This is a genomic window from Brevundimonas sp. 357 (assembly GCF_003938605.1).
In the GTDB taxonomy this organism is placed as follows: Bacteria; Pseudomonadota; Alphaproteobacteria; order Caulobacterales; family Caulobacteraceae; genus Brevundimonas.
Genome location: NZ_RHWX01000022.1, coordinates 14875 through 40592, shown reverse-complemented (window position 1 = coordinate 40592; position 25718 = coordinate 14875). Strand labels below are relative to the sequence as shown.

The 25718-nt window shown below is 66.8% G+C and carries 27 protein-coding genes and 1 tRNA gene; 20 read left to right on the top strand and 8 right to left on the bottom strand.

What is annotated here, in order from left to right; translation table 11 throughout:
• The 3 genes from EGK63_RS15620 to EGK63_RS15610 all read left to right on the top strand — a co-directional run.
• A partial coding sequence (locus EGK63_RS15620; RefSeq protein ID WP_243637729.1) for an EF-Tu/IF-2/RF-3 family GTPase occupies positions 1–531 on the top strand: 531 nt, incomplete at its 5' end.
• A 352-nt stretch (positions 532–883) separates the two neighbouring features.
• A complete protein-coding gene (locus tag EGK63_RS15615; protein ID WP_125902236.1) occupies positions 884–2476 on the top strand; it encodes a PAS domain-containing hybrid sensor histidine kinase/response regulator in 1593 nt (530 codons plus the stop codon).
• A gap of 125 nt (positions 2477–2601) precedes the next feature.
• Positions 2602–3915: a hemolysin family protein gene (locus EGK63_RS15610; protein ID WP_207896406.1), complete on the top strand. Its 1314-nt coding sequence runs from the start codon at positions 2602–2604 to the stop codon at positions 3913–3915.
• Positions 3916–3938: 23 nt separating this feature from the next.
• Here the strand turns inward: EGK63_RS15610 and EGK63_RS15605 are convergent, their stop codons facing one another.
• The 3 genes from EGK63_RS15605 to cydD all read right to left on the bottom strand — a co-directional run bounded on the left by EGK63_RS15605 (position 3939) and on the right by cydD (position 7808).
• Positions 3939–4310 carry a hypothetical protein gene (locus EGK63_RS15605; protein ID WP_125902235.1) on the bottom strand — a complete coding sequence of 124 codons (372 nt, stop codon included), beginning with the start codon at positions 4308–4310 and terminating at the stop codon, positions 3939–3941.
• 193 nt (positions 4311–4503) lie between these two features.
• Positions 4504–6168 carry an amino acid ABC transporter ATP-binding/permease protein gene (locus EGK63_RS15600; protein WP_243637728.1) on the bottom strand — a complete coding sequence of 555 codons (1665 nt, stop codon included), beginning with the start codon at positions 6166–6168 and terminating at the stop codon, positions 4504–4506.
• Entirely contained in the window at positions 6165–7808 is a 1644-nt protein-coding gene (gene cydD, locus EGK63_RS15595; RefSeq protein WP_165906636.1) for a thiol reductant ABC exporter subunit CydD, read from the bottom strand. The genes EGK63_RS15600 and cydD overlap by 4 nt, the downstream gene beginning before the upstream one ends.
• Before the next feature lie 241 nt (positions 7809–8049).
• Between cydD and EGK63_RS15590 the strand changes: the two genes are divergently transcribed.
• From EGK63_RS15590 to EGK63_RS15575, 4 genes are all read left to right on the top strand, one after another.
• Positions 8050–9615 carry a cytochrome ubiquinol oxidase subunit I gene (locus EGK63_RS15590; RefSeq protein ID WP_125902237.1) on the top strand — a complete coding sequence of 522 codons (1566 nt, stop codon included), beginning with the start codon at positions 8050–8052 and terminating at the stop codon, positions 9613–9615.
• Between the two features lie 25 nt (positions 9616–9640).
• Positions 9641–10789 (top strand): cytochrome d ubiquinol oxidase subunit II, encoded by a 1149-nt coding sequence (cydB, locus tag EGK63_RS15585; RefSeq protein WP_125902232.1) that lies wholly within the window; start codon positions 9641–9643, stop codon positions 10787–10789.
• A 22-nt stretch (positions 10790–10811) separates the two neighbouring features.
• Entirely contained in the window at positions 10812–10931 is a 120-nt protein-coding gene (gene cydX / locus EGK63_RS15580) for a cytochrome bd-I oxidase subunit CydX (protein WP_024355286.1), read from the top strand.
• 190 nt (positions 10932–11121) lie between these two features.
• On the top strand, positions 11122–11775 hold the full coding sequence (locus tag EGK63_RS15575; protein WP_243637727.1) for an OmpW family protein: 654 nt from the start codon (positions 11122–11124) through the stop codon (positions 11773–11775).
• A 61-nt stretch (positions 11776–11836) separates the two neighbouring features.
• Here EGK63_RS15575 and EGK63_RS15570 read toward each other — a convergent pair whose 3' ends face one another.
• Entirely contained in the window at positions 11837–12577 is a 741-nt protein-coding gene (locus tag EGK63_RS15570) for a Crp/Fnr family transcriptional regulator (RefSeq protein WP_125902230.1), read from the bottom strand.
• Between the two features lie 59 nt (positions 12578–12636).
• Positions 12637–13062: a hypothetical protein gene (locus EGK63_RS15565; protein ID WP_125902229.1), complete on the bottom strand. Its 426-nt coding sequence runs from the start codon at positions 13060–13062 to the stop codon at positions 12637–12639.
• Between the two features lie 102 nt (positions 13063–13164).
• On the opposite strand from EGK63_RS15565, the gene EGK63_RS15560 reads away from it, so the two are divergent.
• From EGK63_RS15560 to rplA, 6 genes are all read left to right on the top strand, one after another.
• Positions 13165–13695, top strand: a complete 531-nt coding sequence (locus tag EGK63_RS15560) for a pyridoxamine 5'-phosphate oxidase family protein (protein WP_125902228.1) — start codon at positions 13165–13167, stop codon at positions 13693–13695.
• Positions 13696–13833: 138 nt separating this feature from the next.
• Positions 13834–13909, top strand: a tRNA-Trp gene (locus tag EGK63_RS15555).
• A 70-nt stretch (positions 13910–13979) separates the two neighbouring features.
• The gene (gene secE / locus EGK63_RS15550; RefSeq protein WP_165906635.1) at positions 13980–14279 is read left to right on the top strand and encodes a preprotein translocase subunit SecE; all 300 of its coding nucleotides are present in this window, start codon (positions 13980–13982) and stop codon (positions 14277–14279) included.
• Positions 14280–14292: 13 nt separating this feature from the next.
• The gene (gene nusG / locus EGK63_RS15545) at positions 14293–14868 is read left to right on the top strand and encodes a transcription termination/antitermination protein NusG (RefSeq protein ID WP_003165489.1); all 576 of its coding nucleotides are present in this window, start codon (positions 14293–14295) and stop codon (positions 14866–14868) included.
• A 257-nt stretch (positions 14869–15125) separates the two neighbouring features.
• Positions 15126–15557: a 50S ribosomal protein L11 gene (gene rplK / locus EGK63_RS15540; RefSeq protein ID WP_003165488.1), complete on the top strand. Its 432-nt coding sequence runs from the start codon at positions 15126–15128 to the stop codon at positions 15555–15557.
• Positions 15558–15560: 3 nt separating this feature from the next.
• Positions 15561–16250, top strand: a complete 690-nt coding sequence (rplA, locus tag EGK63_RS15535) for a 50S ribosomal protein L1 (protein ID WP_087139260.1) — start codon at positions 15561–15563, stop codon at positions 16248–16250.
• A gap of 106 nt (positions 16251–16356) precedes the next feature.
• On the opposite strand, the gene EGK63_RS15530 is transcribed toward rplA, so the two are convergent.
• Positions 16357–16968, bottom strand: coding sequence for an NAD(P)-dependent oxidoreductase (locus EGK63_RS15530; RefSeq protein WP_125902226.1), 612 nt, complete (start codon positions 16966–16968; stop codon positions 16357–16359).
• Between the two features lie 93 nt (positions 16969–17061).
• Here EGK63_RS15530 and EGK63_RS15525 point away from each other — a divergent pair, with 93 nt between their 5' ends.
• The 7 genes from EGK63_RS15525 (at position 17062) to rplL (ending at position 21519) form a co-directional block, all read left to right on the top strand.
• Positions 17062–17448 (top strand): helix-turn-helix domain-containing protein, encoded by a 387-nt coding sequence (locus tag EGK63_RS15525; protein ID WP_207896405.1) that lies wholly within the window; start codon positions 17062–17064, stop codon positions 17446–17448.
• 95 nt (positions 17449–17543) lie between these two features.
• Entirely contained in the window at positions 17544–18200 is a 657-nt protein-coding gene (locus EGK63_RS15520; protein ID WP_125902224.1) for a DUF47 domain-containing protein, read from the top strand.
• A 6-nt stretch (positions 18201–18206) separates the two neighbouring features.
• Complete coding sequence (locus EGK63_RS15515; RefSeq protein ID WP_087139256.1) at positions 18207–19208, top strand: inorganic phosphate transporter; 1002 nt, start codon at positions 18207–18209, stop codon at positions 19206–19208.
• Positions 19208–19654, top strand: coding sequence for an NUDIX hydrolase (locus EGK63_RS15510; RefSeq protein ID WP_125902223.1), 447 nt, complete (start codon positions 19208–19210; stop codon positions 19652–19654). Before EGK63_RS15515 ends, EGK63_RS15510 begins: the two co-directional genes overlap by 1 nt.
• A gap of 63 nt (positions 19655–19717) precedes the next feature.
• A complete protein-coding gene (locus EGK63_RS15505; protein ID WP_165906634.1) occupies positions 19718–20272 on the top strand; it encodes a DUF2059 domain-containing protein in 555 nt (184 codons plus the stop codon).
• Between the two features lie 295 nt (positions 20273–20567).
• Positions 20568–21083: a 50S ribosomal protein L10 gene (gene rplJ / locus EGK63_RS15500; protein WP_125902221.1), complete on the top strand. Its 516-nt coding sequence runs from the start codon at positions 20568–20570 to the stop codon at positions 21081–21083.
• Positions 21084–21138: 55 nt separating this feature from the next.
• Positions 21139–21519 carry a 50S ribosomal protein L7/L12 gene (gene rplL / locus EGK63_RS15495; RefSeq protein ID WP_125902220.1) on the top strand — a complete coding sequence of 127 codons (381 nt, stop codon included), beginning with the start codon at positions 21139–21141 and terminating at the stop codon, positions 21517–21519.
• A gap of 158 nt (positions 21520–21677) precedes the next feature.
• Here the strand turns inward: rplL and EGK63_RS15490 are convergent, their stop codons facing one another.
• Both EGK63_RS15490 and EGK63_RS15485 read right to left on the bottom strand, forming a co-directional pair.
• Positions 21678–23675 (bottom strand): M61 family metallopeptidase, encoded by a 1998-nt coding sequence (locus tag EGK63_RS15490; RefSeq protein WP_125902219.1) that lies wholly within the window; start codon positions 23673–23675, stop codon positions 21678–21680.
• Between the two features lie 81 nt (positions 23676–23756).
• Positions 23757–25700 (bottom strand): M61 family metallopeptidase, encoded by a 1944-nt coding sequence (locus tag EGK63_RS15485; protein WP_125902218.1) that lies wholly within the window; start codon positions 25698–25700, stop codon positions 23757–23759.
• Between the last annotated feature and the right edge of the window lie 18 nt (positions 25701–25718).

The window sequence follows — 25718 nt, the reverse complement described above, 5'->3', positions numbered from 1 at the left end:
TTCTCGATCTCGGGCCGCGGCACCGTGGTGACCGGTCGCGTCGAGCGCGGCATCGTCAAGGTCGGTGAAGAAGTCGAGATCGTCGGCATCCGTCCGGTCCAGAAGACGACCTGCACGGGCGTCGAAATGTTCCGCAAGCTGCTGGACCAGGGTCAAGCCGGCGACAACGTGGGCGTGCTGCTGCGCGGCACCAAGCGTGAAGACGTCGAGCGCGGCCAGGTGCTGTGCAAGCCGGGTTCGATCACCCCGCACACCAAGTTCGTGGCCGAGGCCTACATCCTGAACAAGGAAGAAGGCGGCCGTCACACGCCGTTCTTCACGAACTACCGCCCGCAGTTCTACTTCCGCACGACGGACGTGACCGGCATCGTGCGCCTGAAGGAAGGCGTCGAGATGATCATGCCGGGCGACAACGCCGAGCTGGACGTCGAGCTGATTACGCCGATCGCGATGGAAGAGAAGCTGCGCTTCGCCATCCGTGAAGGCGGCCGCACCGTCGGCGCCGGCGTCGTGGCCAAGATCGTCGAGTAATCGACGATCCTCGCCACGCGAGACTAAAGCCGAGGCGGGAGCTCGCTCCCGCCGGGGCCAAGATCGTCGAGTAAGATCGACGTCAGAATGGGCGAGGGCCTCGGTCCTCGCCGGTTCGACAGTACGAGTAAGCGTACCGGCCTCAACCAGCCCGCAAGGGCGGTAGGCCGAGAGTAAAGCGTAACAGAGCGGCCCCCGGAGACATCCGGGGGCCGTTTTGCATGTCAGTCGTTCGGGGCGCCCCGCTCCTTTTGCGTTGAATCAAAATAAGAAGCCCGACTTTGGTCGAACGGAGCGGTTAAGGCTTTCTCAGCCATGCGGGGGTCATGAGACGCCGCTGAAAGGACTCTCTATGACTGACGTTGACTGGCCCCGTCGCGCCGGCCTCTCCGCCGCGCTGGATGAGGCCGCCATCGTGGCGATCACGGATCGCGCCGGCCGCATTCTGTACTGCAACGACAAGTTCGAAGCTGTCAGCGGTTATGCGCGCGAGGAACTGATCGGTCAGACGCACAGGGTGGTGAACTCGGGCGTCCACGCGCGCGACTATTTCCGCAATCTGTATCGCACCATCGCGCGGGGCGAGGTGTGGCGCGGCACCATCCAGAACCGCACCAAGTCAGGCGAGTCATACTGGGTCGATACGACCATCGTGCCGAACCTGGGGTCTGACGGCAAACCCGAAACCTATACGGCCATTCGCTTCGAGGTGTCGGACCACGTCCGCGCGCTCAAGGCGCTGGAGCTGGCGCAGGCCGAAGCGCGACAGGCCGCTGAGGTGCGGGACCGCTTCTTCGCCAACATCAGCCATGAGGTGCGCACGCCGCTGAACGCGGTGCTGGGCCTGGCCTCGGCCCTGGCGCATACGGCGCTGACGCCGCGTCAGACCGAGATGCTGAAGCTGATCACAGGAGCAGGCGACGCCCTGCGCCGCGTGCTGGACGACATGCTGGACCTGTCGAAGATGCAGGCGGGTCAGTTCAGCCTGTCGCTGACGCCGTTTGATCTCAGAACCGACATCGAGGCGGTGGTCGAGATGCGGCGGGCGGTCGCCGAGGACAAGGGGCTGACGCTGGACGTCGCCTTTGCGCCGAGCGCCCAGGGGCAGGTGATCGGAGACGGCGTCCGCATCACCCAGATCGTCTCCAACCTGGTGTCCAATGCGGTGAAATTCACGGCTGAGGGGCGTGTATCTGTTCGTGTCGACGTGCGCGTCGAGGACAACCGGGAACATCTGATCATTGAGGTCGAGGACACGGGCATGGGCTTTAACGCCGAAGCGGCGCGACGCCTGTTCGATCCCTTCGTTCAGGCCGATGACGCCATATCGCGCCAGTTCGGCGGTACTGGTCTGGGCCTGTCCATCTGCAAGTCGTTGGCCGAGTTGATGGGCGGCGAAATTGCCGCAGAGTCGGCGCTGGGTAAGGGCAGTCTGTTCCGTGTGATCCTGCCGGTCGACCGTGTGGCGGCGGCCGTGACCGAACCGGCTGCGACATCGGTTGAAGCGGCGCATGCGTCGGATGAGGGCGCGCAGATTCGCGTCCTAGCGGTCGAGGACAACCCGGCCAATCAGATGGTCGTGCGCTGCCTGCTGGAGCCGCTGGGCTTCGAGATCGTCACCGCCGACAACGGTCTGGAAGGCGTGCAGCGCTTTCAGCAGGAGCGTTTCGACATGGTGCTGATGGACATGCAGATGCCGGTCATGGACGGGCTGGACGCCATGCGCCGCATCCGCGCCGACGAAGCGCGTCTGGGCGCCGCACGCACGCCCATCGTCATGCTGACGGCCAACACGACCGAAACCCATCATCTGAAAGCGGTTCAGGCGGGCGCCGACCATCTGGTGGCCAAGCCCGTCACCCTGGAGATCCTGATGCAGGGCATGGAGCAGGGGGCCGCCGCCGCCGCCGAATGGTCGAGCGAACATGTCCTTTCGGCGGCCTGAGGGGCCGGTGCGCGCGCTGAACGCCGCAGTTTCGACAACAAAGCTGGCGCAGGCGGGGCTTCGCCTTTACTATCGACCGCGCGGACGCCGTTAGTCGCGCCGCGCTCAGGGCTTCTCCCTTTTCGATGTTGACCATCGCTATCGTCGTCGTGCTGCTGCTTGTGGTGCTGAACGGCCTTTTCGCCATGACCGAACTCGCGGTCGTGTCCTCCCGTAAATCCAAGCTTCAGAGCCGCGCCGAACGAGGCGATCGCGGCGCCCGCGCCGCGTTGAAGCTGGCCGAGGAGCCGACGCAGTTCCTTTCGGCGGTTCAGGTGGGCATCACCCTGATCGGCATTCTGGCGGGCGCCTATGGTCAGGCCGCCATCGCAGGCGAGTTGGATGACATCCTGACGGCGAACCTGCCGGCCCTGGCCCCTTATTCGCAAATCATCGCCACCGGCGTGGTCGTGGTGCTGATCACCTATGTCTCGCTAATCGTCGGCGAGCTGGTGCCCAAGCGCCTGGCCCTGATCTTCCCCGAGACCATCGCCTCCAAGATGGCCGGTCCGATCTCGACCCTGGCCCTGGTGATGAAGCCGTTCGTCCTGCTGCTGACGGCCTCGACTTCGGGCATCCTCAAGCTGTTGGGCGTCAAGGACCGCGACGGTTCGGACGTCACTCAGGAAGAGGTGGAGAGCATTCTGGCCGAGGGCACGTCCGCAGGCCTGATCGAGCCGGAAGAGCAGGAGATGATCGAGGAGATCCTGCGCCTGGGCGACCGGGCCGTGCGCGTGGCGATGACGCCGCGCCACGAGGTCTACTGGATCGCCCTGGACGATTCCGAAGAGACGTTGCGCGAGGAGATCCGCACCTGTCCCTATTCGCGCATCGTGGTGGCGCGCGATAACGACATCGATAATCCGCTGGGCGTCGTCCACAAAAAGGATCTGCTGGACAGTCTGCTCGACAATGGCGAGTTCAACGTCGAGAAGCTGGTGGCCGAACCGGCCTTCATCCCGCAGTCGACCTCGGTGCTGAAGGCGCTGGAGATACTGAAGGGCTCGAAGGTGCACATGGCCTTCGTGGTCGATGAGTACGGCGCCTTTGAAGGCGTGGTCACGGCGACGGACCTGCTGGAGATGATCGCCGGCGATTTCAACGAGAGCCATGACGAGGTCGAGACGGCGGTGCGCAAGCGCGCCGACGGCACCTGGGCCGTGGATGGTCAGATCGATCTGGATGAACTGGGCGAGGCCCTGGGCGAAGACTTCGGCGAGCATGAAGGCTTCCACACGGTGGCGGGCCTGGTGCTGCACCATCTGTCGCGCGTGCCGAACGAGGGCGACGTCCTGCAACTGGGGCGTTTCGAGGTCGAGGTCATCGACATGGACGACCGACGCATCGACAAGCTGCTGTTCCGCCCGGTGATTCACGGACAGGAGGATGACGCCGCCTGATCCAGGCGGCGTCGCTTACTCAATCAGGGGCGGTCCAGCGGCTGGACCAGGGCGACCCGATAGGGACGCATGGGGCCGCCCGGCTCGGCCAGAGAGACGTATTCCCCCGGCACGAAGCGTTCGCTTTCGAGGCGGAAGCCGACGGCGTCGGCGTCCTCGCCGGGGAAGTCCAGCACCCAACGGCCGTCGGCGCCCTGAGACAGTTGGCCGAGCGCCAGGGTTTCGCCGTCGCGGAAACCGCGGACGCGCGTGCGCTCGGGCGCGGCGAGCAGGGCCGGGGCGTCCAGCCGCGCCTGCTGATCCAGCGTCATGACCAGGTCATAGCCGTCGCGCGGATCGCCGTGCGGCGCATCGGCCTCGCGGGCCAGCTCCAGCCGGATGTGGTGCAGCGTCATGGTCAGCGCGCCTTGCGGTCGGCGAGATTGCTGCTGATCACGCCATAGGCCATGGCGGCCATGAAGGTGAGAAAGAAGGCGCCCATGGCGGCGACGGGGGCGATGACTTCTGAGGGCATGGCAGTTCTCCTATGCCGACAGCAGAGCGTATCGCGACGCCCCCCGCCTTGATGGAGATCAAAGGTCTCGCAGATCAGGCGGCGACCTGAAGCGGTCCGGCGCAGGCCTGGACATGACCGTCCGGGGCGATGCCGCTGACCGTCAGGGCCTGATCGCACAGGGCCAGCGGGGCCGGGCGGTGGCTGATCAGGATCAGACCCTGGCCCGTGCGCTGGAGGCGTTGCGACAGCCGGTCTAGGGCCTGAGCCTCGGTGGCGGCGTCCAGCCCTTCGGTCGGCTCGTCCAGCACCAGCCAGGGGGCAGGGCGCAGATAGGCGCGGGCCAGGCCCAGGCGCCGCCGCTCGCCGCCTGACAACCGTGCGCCGTTTTCGCCCAGAGGCGCGTCCAGGCCGCCGGGCGCGGCGCGGATGCGGTCGGTCAGGCCGGCGTCCTCCAGCACGGCCCAGAGCTGATCGTCATCGGCCGAAGGGGCGGCCAGGCGAAGGTTCTCGCGCACCGTTCCGGCCATCAGCACTGTCTGCTGCGGCGCATAGGCGAACAGCGGCCGCACCGCATCCGGGGACAGGGCGGCGCCGTCCATATCGGCGAAGGCGACCTCGCCTGGAATGGGCGCGCGCAGATGCATCATCCGCTCGATCAGGGTGGTCTTGCCCGCGCCTGAGCGGCCCACGACGGCCAGGCGTTGAGGCGGCGTGAGGCGCAGATCGGCGGATGACAGGCGAAGCGTCGGCGCTGCGGCGGCAGGCGCCGCGACGGGCGCTTCCCCGTCCAACAGTTCGCCCAGACGCTGGACGGCGACCGCGACGGCGCCGTTCTGGCGCAGGGCGTTGAGCAGATTTCCGGCGCTCTCGATCGTGGCGACGGCGGCCAGCATGGCCAGCGCCGTCAGGGCGGGAGAGGAGGCGCCTGCGGCTAGCGCCGCGCCCGTGACGCCTAGCGCCATGGCCAGGGTCTGGCCCGCCATCAGCCAGCCTCCGGCGCGGGCCAGGGCCTCGGCGGCGGCTTCGACGGCGCCGCCCTGACGGGCCAGACGATCCACCGCCCAGTCCTTCATCCCATAGGCCTGAAGCTCGGGCGCGGCGGCGGACATGGCGGCGAAGTCGGTCTTGAAGTCGCCCATCGCCTCCTGCAGACGGCGGCCCGCAGGCTCGGCCAGGCGGCGGCCCAGGACGACGCCCAGCGCCACGCTGACCACGGCGGCCAGGGCGACCGCGACGGCGGCGCGCCATCCGGCCAGCGAGGCCATCACCATGCCGGTCAGCAGGCCTGCACCTGCGCTCCACGGCGCGGAAAGGCGCACGAAGCAGTCCTGCACGGCGTCGACATCCTGCACCAGCCGGGCCGAGGCCTCGCCGCCCGCCAGCGACAGGGCGCGCGTCGCGGGGCCGCGCGCCAGGCCGTCGAACAGCTGGGGGCGCAGGGCGGCTAGGGCCTTCAGCGCCGCCTCGTGCCCGGTGACGCGCTCGCCATAGCGGGAGGCGGTGCGGATGATGGCCAGGAAGCGAATGACCGCGCTGGGCACCAGGTAGTTGAACACATGGGCCACGGCCGGTCCGGCCGCCCCGGCCAGGGCCGATGCGGTGATGAACCAGCCGGACACGCCCAGCAGGGCCACGGCCCCGGCCGAGACCAGCGCGCCCGTGACGGAAGCGGCCAGCAGGCGCGGAAACTGGGCGCGCTCCTGAGCGCGGATCATGGCCTGGAGGCGGACGACGCCGGGAGAGGACTGAGGCTTCACAGGCGCACCACCACATCGGCCAGTTCGGCCACGGCGTCGGAATGGGTCGCGATCAGGGTCGTGCGCCCGCGCGCCGCCTCGCGGATGAGCGGCAGCAGGGTGGTCTCGGCCGCGGCGTCCAGATTGGCGGTCGGCTCGTCCAGCAGAAGCAGGGGCGAGGGCTTGAGGAAGGCGCGGGCCAGGCCCAGGCGCCGCCGCTCGCCGCCGGACAGGCCGCCGCCGCGCTCGTCGATCCGGCGATCCAGCGCGTCGTCGAGGCCCGCCTTGCGCGCGGCCTGTTCGATCTGTTCGGACGTGGCGCTGCGATGGGCCAGGGCGATGTTTTCGGCTAGCGTTCCCCGGATCACGACCGGCGCCTGACCGGCCCAGGCGATCCAGGCGGTCAGGTCGGGATGGTCCGACAGGCGCGCGTCGCCGACCTCGACCTCGCCGCCTGACAGAGGCGCCAGACCCAGGAAGAGGTTCAGCAGGCTGGTCTTGCCCGCACCGCTGAGGCCGGTCAGGGCCACGATGGAGCCGGGCGCGATCGTCAGATCGAAGCCGCTGAGTACCGGCGCGTCGTCATAGGCGATCGCCACGTCTTTGAAACGCACGGCGGGGGCAGAGGCGGGCAGGGAGAGACGCGCGCGGGGCGTCTCGTCGACCTGATCCAGGCGGCTGAGGCTGGGGACGGCGGATTCGGCGGCCTGACGGTCGTGATAGGCGGCGGCGAGGCGGCGCATGGGCTGATAGACCTCGGGCGCCAGGGCCAGGACGAAGAAGGCCTGCGCGAGGCTCAGTTCGTCGGGCGCGGGGAAGGGCAGCAGCTTCAGCAGGTTGAAGCCGCAGTAGACGGCGACCAACGCGACAGCCAGTGCGGAGAAGAATTCCAGCACCGCCGAGGACAGGAAGGCGACCTTCAGCACCTTGCCGGTGCGGCGGGCCAGATCGTCCGAGGCGCGGGCGATGACGCGGGTCTGCTGCGCCTCGGCCTGGAAGGACAGGATGGCGGGCAGGGCGCGCACCCGGTCCAGAAACAGCCCCGACAGACGCTCCAGCGCCAGGAACTGACGGCGGCTCTCGGCGCCCGCCGCCATGCCGGTCAGGGCCATGCCCAGCACGAAGGGCAGCAGGGTGAAGATCAGGATGCCGGCGGTGAAAGGGCTGACAACGCCCGCCGCCAGGATCAGGATCAGGGGGGAGACGGCCGCCGCCGTGCGGGCGGGAGTGAAGCGGGCGACGTGGCCGTCCAGCGCCTCAACGCCTTCGGCGGCGGCGGTCATGGCGGCGGCGTCGGACAGGCGGCCGCCGAGCGCGCCTGTCAGCACGCGGCGACGCAGGCCGTTCTTGGCGGCGCGAGCGGCGCGGGTGTTGACGAGGACGGCGCCCTGGTTGAGCGCGGCGCGCAGGATCAGGGCGGCGACCGCCAGAATCAGACCGGGAACGGCTTCGGCCAGCCCTTGCGGCAGGGCGCCGACGGCCAGGGCCAGTCCTGCGGCGAAGCCGATGGCGGGGAGGGTGTCGGCGATCACCAGGGCGCCGCCCAGGCTCATCAGGCGACGCCAGGGGGACAGGGCGGATTTCAGCCAGGCCGCAGGCGCAGCCGTCTCTGCGATTCTCGGAGGGTTCGCCTGTTGAGGGTCGACCGGCTGGGCCGTCATCACGTCTCCTGGTGCGCCGTTCTGGGAAAGCGGGCCTGATCCGGCCTCATCCACCGTAACCGGCGACGATAGAGGATGGGGCAAAAAGCCTATGTGGCGAAAGGTCTTTGGGCGAAACGCCCTCTAGTTCAAGTCGCTGTCTCTGGCTTTGATCAGGATCAAGGCGCGCCAGACGGCGCTGCTTTAGGTTAGAGTAGAACGCCGGTCGATGGGGGCTGGCGGTCAGGAGCCTGGAACGATGATCGACCTGGCGGTCGTAGACCTTTCACGCCTTCAGTTCGCACTGACGGCGCTATACCACTTTCTGTTCGTGCCCCTCACATTGGGCCTCTCCTTCATGCTGGTCATCATGGAGAGCATCTATGTGATGACCCGTCGGCCGATCTGGCGGACGATCACCCGTTTCTGGGGCGCGATCTTCGGCATCAACTTCGTGCTGGGCGTCGCCACCGGCCTGACGATGGAATTCCAGTTCGGCATGAACTGGAGCTACTATTCCCACTACGTCGGGGACATCTTCGGGGCGCCGCTGGCCATCGAGGGCCTGATGGCCTTCTTCATGGAGGCGACCTTCGTCGGCCTGATGTTCTTCGGCTGGGACAAGCTGAAGCCGCACGCCCACCTGTTCGTCACCTTCATGGTCGCGCTCGGCACCAACCTGTCGGCCCTGTGGATTCTGGCCGCCAACGGCTGGATGCAGAACCCGGTCGGCGCCGCCTTCAACCCCGACACCATGCGCATGGAAGTCACCGACTTCATGGCGGTTATCTTCAACCCGGTGGCCCAGGCCAAGTTCGTGCACACCGTCTCGGCCGGTTACGTCTGCGCCGCCGTGGTCGTGCTGGGCATCTCGGCCTTCTATCTGCTGAAGGGCAAGCACAAGGGCTTCGCCAAGCGGTCGATGACGGTCGCCGCGGCGTTCGGCCTGCTGTCGTCGCTGTCGGTGGTCGTTCTGGGCGATGAGTCGGGCTACGCCCTGACCGACAACCAGAAGATGAAGCTGGCCGCCCTGGAAGCCATGTGGCGCACCGAAGAGGCCCCGGCCGGTCTGACCCTGTTCGGCCTGCCCAGCCTTGAGGACCGCCATACCCACTTCGAGGTCAAGGTGCCCTACGTCCTGGGCCTGATCTCGACGCGCAGCATCGACAAGCCTGTCGAAGGCATCCTGGAGCTGGTCGCCGTCGCCGAGGACCGCATCGAACGCGGCGTCGTCGCCTATGACGCCCTGGAGAAGGTCAAGGCCGACCCCACGGACATGGCCGCGCGCGGTCAGTTCGAGACGGTCCGCAACGACCTGGGCTACGGCCTGCTGCTGAAGCGTTACGTCGAGGATCCGCGCACGGCCACGCCGCAGCAGATCCAGCAGGCCGCCTGGTCGACCGTGCCGAACGTGCCGCTGATGTTCTGGGTCTTCCGCTTCATGGCGGGCATCGGCTTCCTGATGATCGGCCTGTTCGGAACGGCCTTCATCCTGTGCACCCTGCGCAAGCATGAGACGAAGTGGTTCCTGCGCCTGGCCGTCCTGGCCATCCCGCTGCCGTGGATCGCCATCGAGTCCGGCTGGCTGCTGGCCGAAGTGGGGCGTCAGCCCTGGGCCGTGGAAGGCGTTCTGCCGACCTTCCTGGGCGTGTCCAGCCTGGGCGTGCCGCAACTGCTGACCACGATCATCTGCTTCACCCTGCTGTACGGCGTGCTCGCCGTCGTCGAGGTCGGCATGATCCTGCGCGCGGTCAAGAAGGGACCGTTCGCCGAACAGGAAGCCCGCGAAGCCGACGCCATCACGGAAGGCGAGCCCGCGGTCGTCTGACCCGGTCGTTGAAGGAAAAAGAGAGATGGAACTTCCCCTCGACTACACCACCCTCCGCCTGATCTGGTGGGGACTGCTGGGCGTGTTGCTGATCGGCTTCGCCCTGACCGACGGGTTCGACATGGGCGTCGGCGCCCTGCTGCCCTTCGTCGCCAAGACGGACGCAGAGCGCCGCATGGTCATCAACACCGTGAGCGCGACCTGGGAAGGCAACCAGGTCTGGTTTATCGTCGGCGGGGCGGCGATCTTCGCCGCCTGGCCCCAGGTCTACGCCGTCAGCTTCTCGGGCTTCTACCTGGCGATGTTCCTGGTGCTGTCCGCACTGATATTGCGGCCCGTGTCGTTCAAATATCGCTCCAAGCGGCCTGAGGCGCGCTGGCGCTCCATGTGGGACTGGGGCCTGTTCATCGGCAGCTTCGTTCCCGCCCTGGTGTTCGGCGTGGCCGTCGGCAACGTCCTGCTGGGCGCCCCCTTCCGCCTGGATAGCGACCTGCGCAGCTTCTACGAAGGCAGCCTGCTGGGCCTGTTCACCCCCTTCACCCTGATCTGCGGCCTGCTGTCGGTCTCCATGCTGGTGCTGCACGGCGCGGCCTGGCTGGCGATCAAGGGCGAAGAAGGCCCGGTGCTGAAGCGCGCCCGCGCCATCGGCACCGTCGCCGGCGCGGCCAGCCTGGTGCTGTTCGCCATCGGCGGCGCCATGGCAGCCTTCGGCGACATGGGCTTCCGCATCACCGGCGTGGTGGACACGGCCGGCGTCTCCAACCCGCTGCGTACGGCGGTCGAGGCCGCGCCCGGCGCCTGGATGGACAACTACGGCCGCTATCCGTGGATGATCATCGCTCCGGTTCTCGGCTTCGCCGGCGCCGCGGTCGGTCTGCTGGGGATGTGGCGCAAGTCGGCGGTGATGGCCTTCGGCGGCTCGTCGGCCTCGGCGGTCGGGATCATCTCGACGGTCGGCCTGTCGATGTTCCCCTTCATCCTGCCCAGCTCGATCAACGCCCAGTCCAGCCTGACGGTGTGGAACGCCTCGTCCAGCCATACGACCCTGTTCATCATGCTGATCGTGGTGGCGGTCTTCCTGCCCTTCGTCCTGCTCTACACCTCCTGGGTCTACAAGGTGCTGTGGGGCCGTTCGACCGAGGCTGAGCTGAAGACCAACCCCGACCTCTACTGATCCCGCGAAAGGAGATCATCTCATGTGGTATTTCGCCTGGATCCTGGGCCTCGGCCTGGCGGTGGCCTTCGGCGTCCTGAACGGCCTGTGGCACGAGTTCCGCCTGTTCGATGAAGGCGACGAGGGTCACTCGGAACCCTGACCCCCGTCATCTGACGGACAGACGAAAGATCCCCTTCGGCGCTGGCCGGAGGGGATTTTTCTTGGATGAAATCGACGAAATTTCCATGACTTGCGCTGGATCAAGGCGGCGTGATCAGGGCGGACGCATGGTCATGAAGACATCGAAGCCGGACCCTCTCCCGATCCGGCGAATGTCGGGGATTGAACCGATGAAAACCGCCGCCGCATTGATCGCTTCCGTCAGCCTGCTGGCCGTCGCGGGCGCCGCCTCGGCCCAGAACGCCGCGCTTGAACAGGTAGGCAAGGGCTCGTTGATCATCACGGCCCGCATGACCGGCGTCCTGCCGCAGGCCGATGACGCCATCGTCACCGCCGCCGGGGCCGACAGCGGCCTGAAGGCCGATGTGGGCGACGACTGGATGCCGACGCTGGGCTTCACCTATTTCGTCGCCGACCACTGGGCCGTCGAGGCCATCCTGGGCGCGACCCAGCACGAGGTGCGGGCCAAGGGCGGGGCGACCGATGTGGCCGTGCATGAGACCTGGGTGCTGCCGCCGGTGGTGACGCTGCAATACCGCCCGACGCCGAACGCGACGGTCAGCCCCTATGTCGGAGCGGGCGTCAGCTACATGGCCTTCTTCAGCGGCAAGGATAAGAACGGCTTCGAGGTCGATCTGGACGACGGCTTCGGCGTCGCGCTTCAGGCCGGGGCCGACTGGAACATTTCCGGCCCGTGGACGCTGAACCTGGACGCCAAGAAGGTGTGGTTCGACACAGACGCCAAGATCAACGGCGGCGCGCTGAAGAGCAGCGTCAGCCTGGACCCTTGGGTCGTGTCGGTGGGCGTCGGCCGCAAATTCTAAAGCCGATGCGGGGAGGGGCGCGGAACGTCAGGCCGCGTCCCCCTATCCCTTTAGCCCAAGATCAGGCGGCGCCTTCGCCCAGGGTCTTCAGCGCGGCCGGATCGGGCAGGGCGACGTCATTGCCCGGCAGAAGCTGGATCAGGCCCGAGGTCTTGAACTGGGTGAAGACCCGGCTGACCGTCTCGATCGTCAGGCCCAGATAGTCGGCGATGTCCAGCCGCGTCATCGGCAGGTGAACGTGGCCCACGGCGCCGCCCAGCTGCACCTGTCGCTCGGACAGGCGGGTCAGGAAGCTGGCCAGCCGCTCGCGCGCGGTCTTGCGGCCCAGCAGGACGATCTGCTCCTGCGCGGCCATCAGTTCGTCCCCGGCCAGGGCCACCAGACGGTGCTCCAGCGCAGGCAGGGCGTTCAGCAGTTGATCGAAGTCGCCGCGCCGGAAGCGGCAGGCGTTCAGCGGCGTCAAAGCCTCGGCGGTGAAGCTGGACGGCCCGCGCCCGCCCAGGCCCAGGAAGTCGCCTTGGAACAGGAAGCCGGTGATCTGGCGTCGTCCGTCGGGCAGCAGACGATACAGCTTCACCGCCCCGTCCACGACGTTGAAGACATAGGGGTTCGGATCGCCCTCATGGAACAGGGCCTGGCCCGGCTGGGCGGTGACGCTTTCGCTGGCGCAGGCCATGCTCTGCAGCTCATGACCCTTCAGGTCCGCGCAGACGCCTAGCGGGCGGGCGCCGCAGGTGGAGCAGGGATGGACGTCTTCCAGACGCACCTCTTCGATTTCGGCCCGGGCCGCAGCGGTGTTCACGAACGTCGTCTCCCGAATAGCGCGGTAGTCTAGGCGATAGGGGGCTGATTCCGAATAGGTCAGCCTGTCCTAGCCTTCAGTTCGGCGGCGCAGTCCGGCGCGATGGCTTCCTCGGCGTAGCGCAGCCGCGCGCCCAGCTGGCAGGCGAGGGCGGTCAGTTCGACGGCCAGGCTCTGCCGCACCAGGGGGCGCACGCCCATTTCACGCACCACGAAGGGACCGGCCCACAGGGTCTCGCCGTACTCCAGATCGGGCTGCCGCCACCAACTGACGAAGCCCAGAACCCCGCCGCGCTGGTTCCGGGCGCTGAGGATGCCCCGGCTTTCCGGGGCGGCGCGCCAGGCGGTCAGGAAGGCGTCCCACTGGCCCGGCTTCAGATTGGGCCGCCACAGCCGCGCCAGGGCGAAGGCGGCGGGCGCCTCGGCTTCGCTGAGGGGGGCCACCTCCAGGCGAGGCGCATCGGACGCGAAGCGGGACTCTGTCATGGGGGCATTGGAACCGAAGCGGCGTCCAGTCGCCTTGATCTGCGTCAAGGCTGCGTCGAAGCTGCCCAGCCAAACTGCCTCGTCATCTTCTGGAGAAACGCCATGAGCTCGACCTCGCGCATCACCCCGATCCACGGCGGCGCGGTGGCCGCCATCCTCAAGCTGCTGGACAGCCAGAAGCTGATGACCCTGGCCGTGAACCGGGCCGACGGACGGCCGCAGGCGGCGACGCTGGGCTATCTGAACGACGGGCTGAACCTCTATTTCGTCACCGCCCGCGACAGCGAGAAGCTGAAGAACCTGACCGCCGACCCGCGCGTCGGCGTGGCCGTGCGGGGCGTGGGCGAGGAAGGGGAGGCGGTCGGCGTCTCCATCGACGGCCGCGCCGAGGAGGTCACGGACGGCGACGAGGTGAAGCGGCTGAACGACCTGATCATCGCCCGCTCGCCCGACCTCAGCCCCTGGGCGCCGGGCGGCGACGCCGTGGCGGTGGTCAAGGTGATTCCCGAAGAGATCGAGGCGGTGGCGGTGGTGGACGGCCGCAGCCGGGCCCAGACCTTCTCGATCGGCGATTCCGACGCCCTGGTGAAAGGGCTGAGCTATGAGCCCAGCGCCGTGGCGCGTCTGTTCTGAGGAAAATCCGCGACTTCGCGCGTCTGCGGCGCAGATGGCCCTTGAAATGACGGTGGGGCTCGGGCATACGCCCCCCTCTGGCGAGGGTCGCGCCGCTGGGTGGATATCCACGGCGCGCTGATCTTTGTCCGGGACACTAGGAGTGTAGCTCAGCTGGTAGAGCATCGGTCTCCAAAACCGAGGGCCGGGGGTTCGAGTCCCTCCACTCCTGCCATTCCCCCTGTTGCGATCGCCTGGGACTTCCCATGTGGAGCAGCGGGATCCAGAGGTTGAAGAGACGTCAAATGGCCAAGGCGAAGACCCCGGGCGGCCGCCGCACCACGGGGACCAAGACCGCAGCAGCCGCGCAAGGCGCAGCGACCGTGGCCGTCGACGCGCCCGCGCCGAAGAAGAAGACGTCCATTCCGCAGTTCATCAGCGAAGTTCGCGCTGAAGCCCGCAAGATCGTGTGGCCCAGCCGCAAGGAGACCTGGATCACCTCGGTGATGGTCTTCATCATGGTGCTGATCGCCGCCGCCTTCTTCTGGGTCGTCGACACGGGTCTGGGCTTCGCTTCCCGCTTTATTCTCGGCCTTGGCCAATAAAGGAGCCGCGCACATGACTGATGCAGCGCCCAAGCCGGCGGCCAACCCCCGCCACAAGTGGTACATCGTCCACGCCTATTCGAACTTCGAGAAGAAGGTCGCCGAGCAATTGCGCGACCAGGCCAAGCAGCAGGGCCTGGAAGACGCCTTCTCTGAAATCCTGGTTCCGACCGAGGACGTCATCGAGATCCGCCGCGGCAAGAAGGTCAACGCCGAGCGCAAATTCTTCCCGGGCTACGTCCTGGTGAAGATGGAAATGACCGACGAGGCCTATCACCTGGTCAAGAACACGCCGAAGGTCACGGGCTTCCTGGGCGCCGCGGGCGGCACCAAGCCCCTGCCGGTCTCGGAACGTGAAGTTCAGAACATCATCGGCCAGGTGGAAGAGGGCGTCGAGCGTCCGAAGCCCACCATCCGCTTCGACATCGGCGAGAACGTCAAGGTCATCGACGGTCCGTTCGCCAGCTTCGACGGTCAGGTCGAAAGCGTCGACGAAGAGAACGCCCGCTTGCGCGTGGCCGTCTCGATCTTCGGCCGTCCGACCCCGGTCGAGCTGGAGTACAATCAGGTGGAGAAGGTCAGCGCCTGATCGGCCTGACGTTTTCTACTAAGTATGCAGCGGCGGCCTCCGGGCCGCCGTTTTGCGTTTCGACTGGTGTTTCCCCCTCCCATTGGGAGAGGGGCGCGCCCGCTGCCCATTTGCCTTCTATCCCTCCCCCTGCTAAACGCGCGCCTTCGCTGGACGGCCTTCGAGTCGCCCGGCGTCAAATCCGTGGAAGGCAGCCATGCCGCACCACGGCTCACCGGCCGGGCGCATCGTCGCCGGGTCATTCATAGGAGAGACCAATGGCCAAGAAGATTCTCGGCTATATCAAGCTGCAAGTGCCGGCCGGTTCGGCCACGCCTTCGCCCCCGATCGGCCCGGCTCTGGGTCAACGCGGCGTGAACATCATGGGCTTCTGCAAGGAGTTCAACGCGCGGACCGAGAAGGAAGCCAAGGGCACCCCGCTTCCGACCGTCATCACCGTCTATCAGGACAAGTCGTTCACCTTCATCACCAAGACGCCGCCGGCGACCTGGTATCTGAAGCAAGCCGCTGGCATCAAGTCGGGCGCAAAGCTCGTCGGCCGCGAGTTCGCCGGCAAGATCACGCAGACGCAACTGCGCGAAATCGCCGAGAAGAAGATGAAAGACCTGAACGCGAACGACCTGGACGCCGCGTCGCGCATCATCGAGGGCTCGGCCCGCGCCATCGGCATTCAAGTGGTGGAGGGCTAAGACATGGCTAAGCTGACCAAAGCCCATAAGGCCCGCACGGGCGTCACCGAAGACCTGCTGGTCTTCTCGGACGCCATCAAGCTGGTGAAAGACAACGCCAAGGCCAAGTTCGACGAGTCGATCGAAATCGCCATCAACCTGGGCGTCGACCCGCGTCACGCCGACCAACAGGTTCGCGGCGTGGTGAACCTGCCCTCGGGCACCGGCCGTGACGTCCGCGTCGCCGTCTTCGCCAAGGACGCCAAGGCTGATGAAGCCAAGGCCGCCGGCGCCGAGCATGTCGGCGCTGAAGACCTGTACGAGAAGATCGCCGGCGGCTTCATGGACTTCGACCGCGTGATCGCGTCGCCGGACATGATGGCCCTGGTCGGTCGTCTGGGTAAGGTGCTGGGCCCGCGCGGCCTGATGCCGAACCCGAAGGTCGGCACCGTGACCCCGAACGTCGCTCAGGCCGTCAAGGACGCCAAGGGCGGCGCCGTCGAGTTCCGCGTCGAGAAGGCGGGCATCGTCCACGCCGGCATCGGCAAGGCCTCCTTCACCCAGGACGCCCTGGAAGCCAACGTCAAGGCCATCGTGGACGCTCTCGTCCGCGCCAAGCCGTCGGGCGCCAAGGGCACCTATGTGAAGCGCATCGCCCTGTCCTCGACGATGGGCCCGGGTTTCAAGATCGATCCGGCTTCGCTGGGCGCCTGATCCGGCTTCACGGCTAAGAATGACGACGGCCCCGGAAGAGCGATCTTCCGGGGCCGTTTTCTTTGTTGATTACGCCTACCGCGCTTTGCGCTGTTTGAGGCGTCTTTCAGTAGCCGACGGTGAAGCGGGCGCGGGGGTGCTTCGGCGTCTCGATCTCGTCGGCCATGGCGATGGCGTAGTCGGGGAAGGAGATGCGGCTGTTCCCCTGGTCGTCCGTCAGCAGGGCGTCGTCGCCCAGACGGAAGACGCCGGTGCGTTCCGACCCGGCGAACAGGGCCGAGGGCGACAGAAAGGTCCAGTTCAGCTCCGGCTCGGCGCGCAGGACGTCCAGGAACCGGCCGCCGGCCAGGGCTTCGGCCTTATAGGCTTCGGGGAAGGCGGGCGTGTCGACCAGGCGTTGGCCCGGCGCGATCTCCAGGCTGCCGGCGCCGCCGACCACCAGATAGCGCGGAACGCCTGCATCCTTGATCGCCTGGATCAGCAGGGCCGGATCGCTGTCCACGAACATGATGGCGCTGACCACGGCGTCGGCGCCGGCCAGGGCCGGGGCGAGAGAGGCGGGCTGGTTCACGTCGCCTGCGACAGCGGTCACGCCGGGGGCGACGGGCACGCGGGCGGGCTGGCGGGCCACGCCCGTCACCTGATGCCCGCGCCGGGCCAGTTCCTTGACGATCTCTGATCCGACACGGCCGCTGGCGCCCAGGACGGTTATGTTCATGGGATGGTTCCTGTTAGTTACCGATGGGTACCAGGTGTGCTATGGGAAGTTATCATGCAAGAAGGCACTTTTCTCTCACCAGGTTCCCCGGCGGTGACCGCTTCCAGCGACAGCGAGCGGGGAAACGTCTATGCCGCCGACTGCCCGACCCGGCTGTTGCTGGATCGGATCGCCGACAAGTGGACGGTGCTTCTGCTGACCACCCTCGCGGACGGGCCGATGCGTTTCAATGCGCTCAAGCGCCGGATCGAGGGCGTGTCGCAGAAGATGTTGAGCCAGACCCTGCGCCAGATAGAACGCGACGGTCTGGTCACACGAACGGTCGAGGCTGCTGTGCCGGTGTCCGTCACCTATGCGATCACGCCCCTGGGGCAGGGGTTGGTTCAGGCCTTGCGACCGATGATCGACTGGGCCGAGACGCGCATGGACGAAGTGGCGGCGGCGCAATCAGCCTATGAAGCACGGGTTGCGGACGCCTAATCCACTAAATCCGTGTGCGGATGACTTGACGAGCCGGTATTGAATCCGGTCTTGGAGCGCGGGCGCCTGAGCGGCGACCTTATCGGAGAGGCCTCATGCTCAACTGGTTCCAGGCGCTGCTGCCGAAGGAAGACAACTTCTTTCGGTTGTTCGACGCCCATGCGCAGACGCTGGCTCACGGCGCGGGCGCCCTGCGCCAGATGATGAACGGCGGACCCGCGACCGGGGAATGGTGCGCCAAGGTGGTCGCCCACGAGGAAGAAGCCGACGAGATCGCGCGCGAGGTGCTGTTCGCCGTGCGCCGCAGCTTCATCACCCCGTTCGACCGCTCGGACATTCGCGGCCTGACCAACTCGCTGGACGACACCATCGACCAGATGCAGAAGGCGGCCAAGATCGTCACCCTGTACGAGATGCGCGACTTCTCGCCCAAGATGCAGGAGCTGGCCGACATCGCCGTCGAATGCGCGGCCCTGACGCAGGAGGCCTTCGCTTTGTTGCCGGCCATGCGCAAGAACCACGACCGCCTGAACGCCCTGACCGAACAGATTACCAACCTGGAGGCGCGCAGCGACGACCTCTATGACGCGGGCATGAAAGCGCTTTATGAGGCGCACCGTCACGACATGACGGGCGGCAACACCCTGGGCTTCATCATCGGCAGCCAGCTTCTGGATCATCTGGAGAAGGTGATCGATCGCTTCGAGGACGTGGCCAACCGCATCAACGGCGTTCTGGTCGAGCACCTGTAGGGCGCCATGGATCACGCCCTCCTGATCCTGGTCTTCCTGATCGGCGTCGCCCTGCTGTTCGACTTTCTGAACGGCCTGCACGACGCGGCCAATTCGATCGCCACCATCGTCGCCACGCGCGTCCTGCCGCCGATCTATGCGGTGGGGTGGGCGGCCTTCTTCAACTTCATCGCCTTCCTGTTCTTCGGCCTTCACGTCGCCGACACCATCGGGCGGGGCATCATCTCGCCGGACGTGATCTCGGATCAGGTGATCTTCGGCGCCCTGATGGGGGCCATCAGCTGGAACGTCATCACCTGGCTGGGCGGGATTCCGTCGTCCAGCTCGCACGCCCTGATCGGCGGCCTGCTGGGGGCGGGCATCGCCAAGGCGGGGACCAGCGCCGTGGTCATCGCTGGGGTGCTGAAGACGGTGGGCGCCATCTTCATGTCGCCGGCCATCGGCTTCCTGCTGGCCCTGCTGCTGGTGCTGATCGTGTCCTGGCTGTTCGCCAAGGCCAATCCCAACTTCGCCGATCGGGTCTTCCGGGGTTTGCAGTTCGTGTCGGCCTCGGCCTATTCCCTGGGCCACGGGGGCAATGACGCCCAGAAGACGATGGGGATCATCGCCATCCTGCTCTATTCGCGCGGCATGCTGGGCGGCGAGTTCCATGTGCCCTTCTGGGTGGTCATCACCTGTCAGGCGGCCATCGCCCTAGGCACCCTGTTCGGCGGCTGGAAGATCGTTCACACCATGGGATCGCGGATCACGCGCCTTTCGCCCCAGCAGGGTTTCTGCGCCGAGACGGGCGGGGCCATCACCCTGTTCGCGGCGACCAGCATGGGCATTCCGGTGTCGACCACCCACACCATCACCGGCGCCATCGTCGGCGTGGGCGCGGCCAAGCGCGTCTCGGCCGTGCGCTGGAGCGTGGCGCGCAGCATCGTCACCGCCTGGTTCATCACCATGCCCGCCGCCGCCGCCATCGGCGCCCTGTTCTACGCCCTGGGCGGGCTGTTCCTGACCTGATGTCGAACAAGCCTCGCACCCTTTCGTCCGAGACGCGCCAGGTCGCGGCCCTGCCGTGGCGGCACGGCGCGGACGGCGTGGAGATCATGATGATCACCTCTCGCGAGACGCGGCGCTGGGTCATCCCCAAGGGCAACCGCATGGCGGGCAAGACCGACGCCGAGGCCGCCGTGATCGAGGCCTATGAAGAGGCGGGCGTCCAGGGCGACGTCATGGGAGCGCCGATCGGCTGGTTCCGGTACGGCAAGCGGCTGAAGTCGGGACGGGTTCAGGCGACCATCGCCAGCGTCTATCCGCTGGAAGTCTTCATCCAACTGGGCGCCTGGCCGGAGGACGCCCAGCGCGAGCGACGCTGGATGTCGACCGAAGACGCCGCCGCTGCCGTGGACGAGGTCGAACTGGCCGAACTGATTCGCGATTTCAGGCCGGTTCGTGGGGCGGAGTAGGGCGTTTCGCTTTCAACAAAGAACCTTGTTCACTATGAGTGCGGCGTCGCTATGGAGAATCCGATGTCGTCCTTTCTGTCCGCAGCCTGTCTCGCTCTTGTCGTGACGGGCATGACCCTCTCGGCGCCCGTCCAGGCCCATGCGTCGCTTGAGGGGCAAGCCAAGGCCTCGGTGCAGGTTTCCGATAATCGTGCGGCCCTGACCCGTCGTTATCTGGAGCTGACTACGGGCGGCATCGACAAGATCGTACAGCAGCTTATCAGCGAGGAGCTCGCGGGCATGGCGGACGCGATGCCGGCTGAGCAACTGGCGTGGTTTCGCGCCAATACCGTCATCATCATGCGGCCCCATATGGATGCGCTGATCCGGAGCTTGAGCGACGATATCCAGACACGGTTCACCGAGGCCGAACTGGAAGCCCTGGTCGGCTTCTACGACACGCCGGAGGGGCGTGCGATCGCCGCCAAGCAGATGGAGATGGGCGGCGCCATGAGTCAGGCCATGCAGAGCTTCGAGATGTCCTATCTGCAGGATCTGATGACCAAGTTCTGCGGCGCCTTCGACTGCGGAGCCATGGCGCAGGAGGCGGCGGGCGCGACCAAGCCCGCCAAGCGTTGATTTTCCCGCCGGGCCGTGTATAGAGCCCGCATCTCGTCGGGGTCTCGGCTCTGACGATGCCTGTCCGAGAACTTCGGGATGCGGGGGTCGCCCGCGTCATAATCGTCCAGAGAGCCCTCTGGCGCCGTGGGGAGATGGGGATGCAAAGACCTTTTGCCTGCCGGTATCCGGCGGGCGGGCCACGCTTCCTTCGGACAATACGACCGGCCTGAACGCTGTGCAGCGATGCATGGCGCAATGGCCAATCCGTCGCTGGGAATAAGCTCGGCGGCGAATACCAAAACTGGAGACCACAATGGACCGCGCACAAAAAGCCGAGTCGATCGAATCGCTGAAGAGCGTGTTCGCCGACGCGGGCGCCGTGGTCGTGACCCACAACCTGGGTCTGACCGTTGTGGAGATGGAAGACCTGCGTGGTCGTCTTCGTAAAGAAGGCGCCGCGTTCAAGGTGGTGAAGAACCGTCTGGCGCTCAAGGCGCTGGGCGTCGAGGAAGGCAGCGAGTACCACGACCTGTTCAAGGGCCCCGTGGGCATCGCATACGCCGCCGATCCCGTCACCGCCGCCAAGGTCACGGCCGAATTCGCCAAGGGTAACGACAAGTTCGTCATCCAGGGCGGTTTCATGGGCGACAAGGTTCTGGACGCCAAGGGCGTCGAGGCCCTGTCCAAGCTGCCGTCGCTGGACCAACTGCGCGGCAAGCTCATCGGCCTGCTGCAAGCCCCGGCGACCAAGGTTGCCGGCGTCCTGCAAGCGCCGGCCGGCCAACTGGCACGCGTCTTCAACGCGTACGCGACCAAAGACGCCGCCTAAGCCCCGTCATCTCTGCATATTTCTCTGAACCTCATCCTACCGAAGGAAGACTAAAATGGCTGATCTCGCCAAAATCGTTGAAGAACTGTCGGCCCTGACCGTCCTGGAAGCCGCTGAACTGTCGAAGCTGCTGGAAGACAAGTGGGGCGTCTCGGCCGCCGCTCCGGTCGCCGTCGCCGCTGTCGCCGGCGCTGCTGAAGCCGCTCCGGCCGGCGAAGAGCAAACCGAGTTCACCGTTGTCCTGGTTGACGGCGGCGACAAGAAGATCAACGTCATCAAGGAAGTCCGCGGCGTCCGCACCGACCTGGGTCTGAAGGAAGCCAAGGACCTGGTCGAAGGCGCTCCGCAGCCGGTCGTCGAGAACGTCTCGAAGCAAGCTGCTGAAGAGCTGAAGAAGAAGCTGGAAGAAGCCGGCGCCAAGGTCGAGATCAAGTAAGATTTCGGATCTGGCCTCTAGTTCGCCGATCCGGCTGGACCAGAGACTGCTTTCCAAAGCGAAACGGGCCGGAGGGAAACCTCCGGCCCGTTTTTCTTTTTTAGCCGTTAGCCTCTCCTTCCCCATGAAGGGGAGGGAGAGGCGCGGTGTCCTGGCTCCTACCGTCGGCGCGGGCTGAGGATGTCGCCCAGCCGATCCGGCGTGCCGGGAATCCGCTCCAGGCGCGGGTAGCGCAGACCGTCGTGATAGTCGAAATCGACGGTGCGATAGCGGTCGCCGTTCTTGAGTAGCAGGCGGATCGGGGCGTCGGTTCCCTTGGCGGCGGTGACGGCGTCGCGCAGCTTCTCAGCCGAGGCGGCGATGTCGTTGACGGCGACCAACTCCCAGCCCGGTCCGATGTCGGCCTCGAAGGCGCGGCCGCCCCAGCGGACGCCGGTCAGCTTGTTCGACGAGGACAGGGTGAAGCCCAGGGAATACTGGAAGTCGTTGGCCCAGCCTGACTGGATGCGCTTCTCGTCGGCCGTCAGGTTGTCGGTGTAAGTCAGGCGGTAGCCGCCGCGCGCCAGACCGTCCAGGGGCGCCCTGGCGTCCGGGCCGCTGGCGTCCAGGCGGGTGCGCAGGAAGGTCGCCCAGTCATGCGGATGGACCGCGTTTAGCGCCGCGACCACGTCGTCGAACGTATAGCCGCGCGGCGCCCAGGAGCCGTCGTCGCCGCCGAAGAAGCCCTTGGCGAAGTCGTCCAGCGACTTCTTCCCGCCCGTCGCCTCGCGGATCAGGGTGTCGGCGTCCAGCCAGATCAGCAGGGCTTCGCGGTAGTAGTCGCCCGTGCCGCGCATCCACGACGAATAGGGGTTCGAGGTGCGATAGCCGAGCAGGTTGTGGTTGTTCGTGTCCTGCAGCGGGCGCCATTCGCGGCCGGGCTGGTTGTCATAGAAGGCGGCGTTCTCGGCCACGGTGACCAGAATGTCTTCCTTGGAGGCCAGGCCCGAGCGGGCGGTCAGCACATCGCCCCAGTATTCGGTCTGACCCTCATAAACCCACAGCAGAGTGTTCTGGGTCGGGATGTTGTGGTTGGCGGTCAGTTCGTCGACCGGGCGCTGGCGCTTGCCGTTCCAGGCGTGGACGAACTCGTGCGGCAAGAGGCCGACGGCTCCCATGCTTTTGCCCCAGTTGGTGAAGAAGTCCGTCGGGACCGAGTTCTCGGACGAGCGATGATGCTCCAGGCCGATGCCGCCCATCTTCGACGTGGCGGCCACCAGGAAATCGTAGCGGTCATAGGGGCGGGCGCCGAACAGGCGGTCAGTCTGGGTGACCAGGTTCTGGAACCAGCCCAGTTGCTCGGTCGTGGGAGCCAGATCCTTGGCCGCATCGGCGACGATGTTCAGGTGGACGGCGCCTTCGCCGTTTCCGCGGCGCGGGTCGATGGCGATGCGCTGGAAGTTGGCGCCGCCGAACAGGGGGCTGTCGATCAGGGTGTAGAGGTCGGTCGGCGCAAACGTCGCCAGGCCGTCGACGAAGCTCTCGGTATCCAGCGCCACGCCGTATTTCCAGCCCTGCGGCAGGCGGATCGACGGGGCGAAGGTGATGCCGGTCGAGCGGTAGCCCGCCGGATAGAGCAGCGCCTTCTCCCACTGCAGATTGACCATCTCGGGCGTCATGACCACGCGCCAGGTCGAGCTGTCCGGCTGGGTCAACCACTGGAAGTCGACGGTGATCTCGCTGACGCCCTGCGGCACCTCGATGTGAAAGGCATAGGGGTCGATGGTGTCGCGCAGCCAGTCGATGCGGGCGCCGCCGCCCTGCACCGTGACGCCGGATACCAGCTGGATCGGGCCGGTCGCGGCGTGGTTGCCGGGCAGGAACTTCGGATAGAGCAGGACCAGATGGCCGGGCGTGACCGGGATGGTCTGGCGCACGCGGACGATCTTCTTCTCGACGTCGGTGGCGTCGACCTCATACCGGATGACGCCGGGATAGGCCTCGGCCGTCGGCGCCGGGATCGGCGGCAGGGCTCGGGGCAGGGCCAGGGGCGTGTTCTGCGGCGTCGGCGCGGCGGGGGCCTGCGGGCCGGTCCATTGCTGAGCGAGCGCGGTCGAAGCGGCCGAGGTCAGCAGCAGGGCGAGGGCGGCGGCGGGCAGGCGATGGGTCAGGGTCATGTCGGCTCTGTAGCGGCGTTTCTGTCTGGGGGCGACCTTCTCCCTCCCCATGAAGGGGAGGGAGAGGCGCGGCGCGTGGGTCTATCGCCGTCGTGGCGACAGGATGTCGCCCAGCCGGTCGGGCGCGCCTTCGATCCGTTCAAGATGCGGGTAGCGCAGACCGTCATGATAGTCGAAGCGCACCGTCTTGAAGCGGTCGCCGTTCTTCAGGATCAGCTCGATCGGGTCGGCCGATCCCTTGGCGGCGGTGACGGCCTCTTTCAGCGCGTCGGCCGAGGCGGCGCGGCCGCCGACGGCGACGACTTCCCAGCCCGACGTCAGCCCCTGTTCGAAGGCCGGGCCGCCCCAAAGGACGGAGGTGATCCGGTTCGAGCCGTTCATCATGAAGCCGAGCGAATAGGTGAAATCGTTGCGGCCCAGCTCTTTATACAGGGCGCCCATGTAGCCGGACGGCTCTTCCTTGAAGACCAGGCGGTAGCCGCCGCGTTCGAAGCCGTCGAGCGGACCGCGTGAGTCGGGGCCGACCGCGTCCAGCCGCTCGCGCAGGAAAGCGGCCCAGTCGTTCGCCTGCACTCCGTTCAGCGTCGAGGCCACATCGGCGAAGGTGTAGGGGGCCGGATCCCAGTCGCCGTCCTCGACGCCGAAGAAGGCCTTGGCGAAGTCGTCCAGCGACTTCTTCCCGCCCGTCCGTTCGCGGATCAGGGTGTCGGCGTCCAGCCAGATCAGCGCGCCTTCGCGGTAATAGTCCTCGCTGCGCTGATAGCTGCTCCAGGGCTGCGGGCGGCGCTGGCTGATGATGGGGTCGTTGGTGGTGTCCTGCATGGCGCGCCACTGGCGGCCGGGGATGTGCTGGAAGCTGGCGGCGCTCATGGCCAGGACGTCCAGCGCCTGCTGCTTGGACATCAGTCCGGCGCGGGCGGTCAGGACCAGGCCCCAGTACTGCGTCTGGCCCTCATAGACCCACATCAGGGAGTTCTGCAGCGGCTCGTTTAGATTGGGCGTCAGCTGATCGGCCGGGCGGCGCCATTTGCCGTTCCAGCTGTGGGTGTATTCGTGGCCCAGCAGGTCGCGGTCGGCCAGAGTGGCCTCGCGGTCGGTGAAGTACTTCACATCGACGCTGTTCTCGGACGAGCGGTGGTGTTCCAGCCCGATGCCGCCCAGCTTGTCCGTCACCGCCAGCAGGAAGTCGTAGTGGTTGAAGTGGCGCGCGCCGAACAGACGGTCGGCCTGCTGGACCAGGTTGCGGTGCAGTTGGACGTGCTCGTCCGTCGCCTCCAGCATCTTGGCGTCATCGGCCACGACGTTCAGGCGCACCGGCGAACGGCCGCCCGGATCCAGGTCGATCTGGCGATAGTGGGCGCCGGCGAAGACGGGGCTGTCGGCCAGGTGCTCCAGCGTGATGGGGGCGAAGGTCGCCAGGCCGTTCTCGAAGCTGACGGTATCCAGGGCGACGCCGTAGTTCCAGCCCTGAGGCAGCTTCAGCGTCGGCTGGAAGGTGATCTGGCGCGAATAATAGCCCGCCGGATAGAGCAGGGCCTTCTCCCACTGGATATTCAGCATCTCGGGGGTGACGACGACGCGACCCTGACTGCCCTCGATCGGCGTCAGCCACTGGAAGGCGGCCTCGACCTCGGTCACGCCGGCCGGAACCTCGATCTGATAGGCCCAGGGCTGGACGGTGTTGCGCACCCACTCCAGCCGCCGCCCCTCGGCGGTGAAGGTCAGGCCGCCGACGTTGGCGACGGGGCCGACCGGGCCGTGGTTGCCGGGAATCCATTGCGGATAGAAGAGGACCAGAGGGCCGGAACCGCTGACGGGGATGGTCTGGCGCACCTGGATCAGGCGGCGGTCGATGTCGGTGGCGTCGACGTCCAGCTTGATGACGCCGGGATAGGCCTCGTCCTTGGCCGCCGGGATCGGCGCCAGGGCGACGGGCAGGGCGGGCGTTCCCACCTGGGCCAGAGCGGGCGCTCCCACGGCAAGGAGGATGACCGAGGCGCTGGCGGCCAGAAGAAAACGCTTCATCACAGAATTACCCGGTTA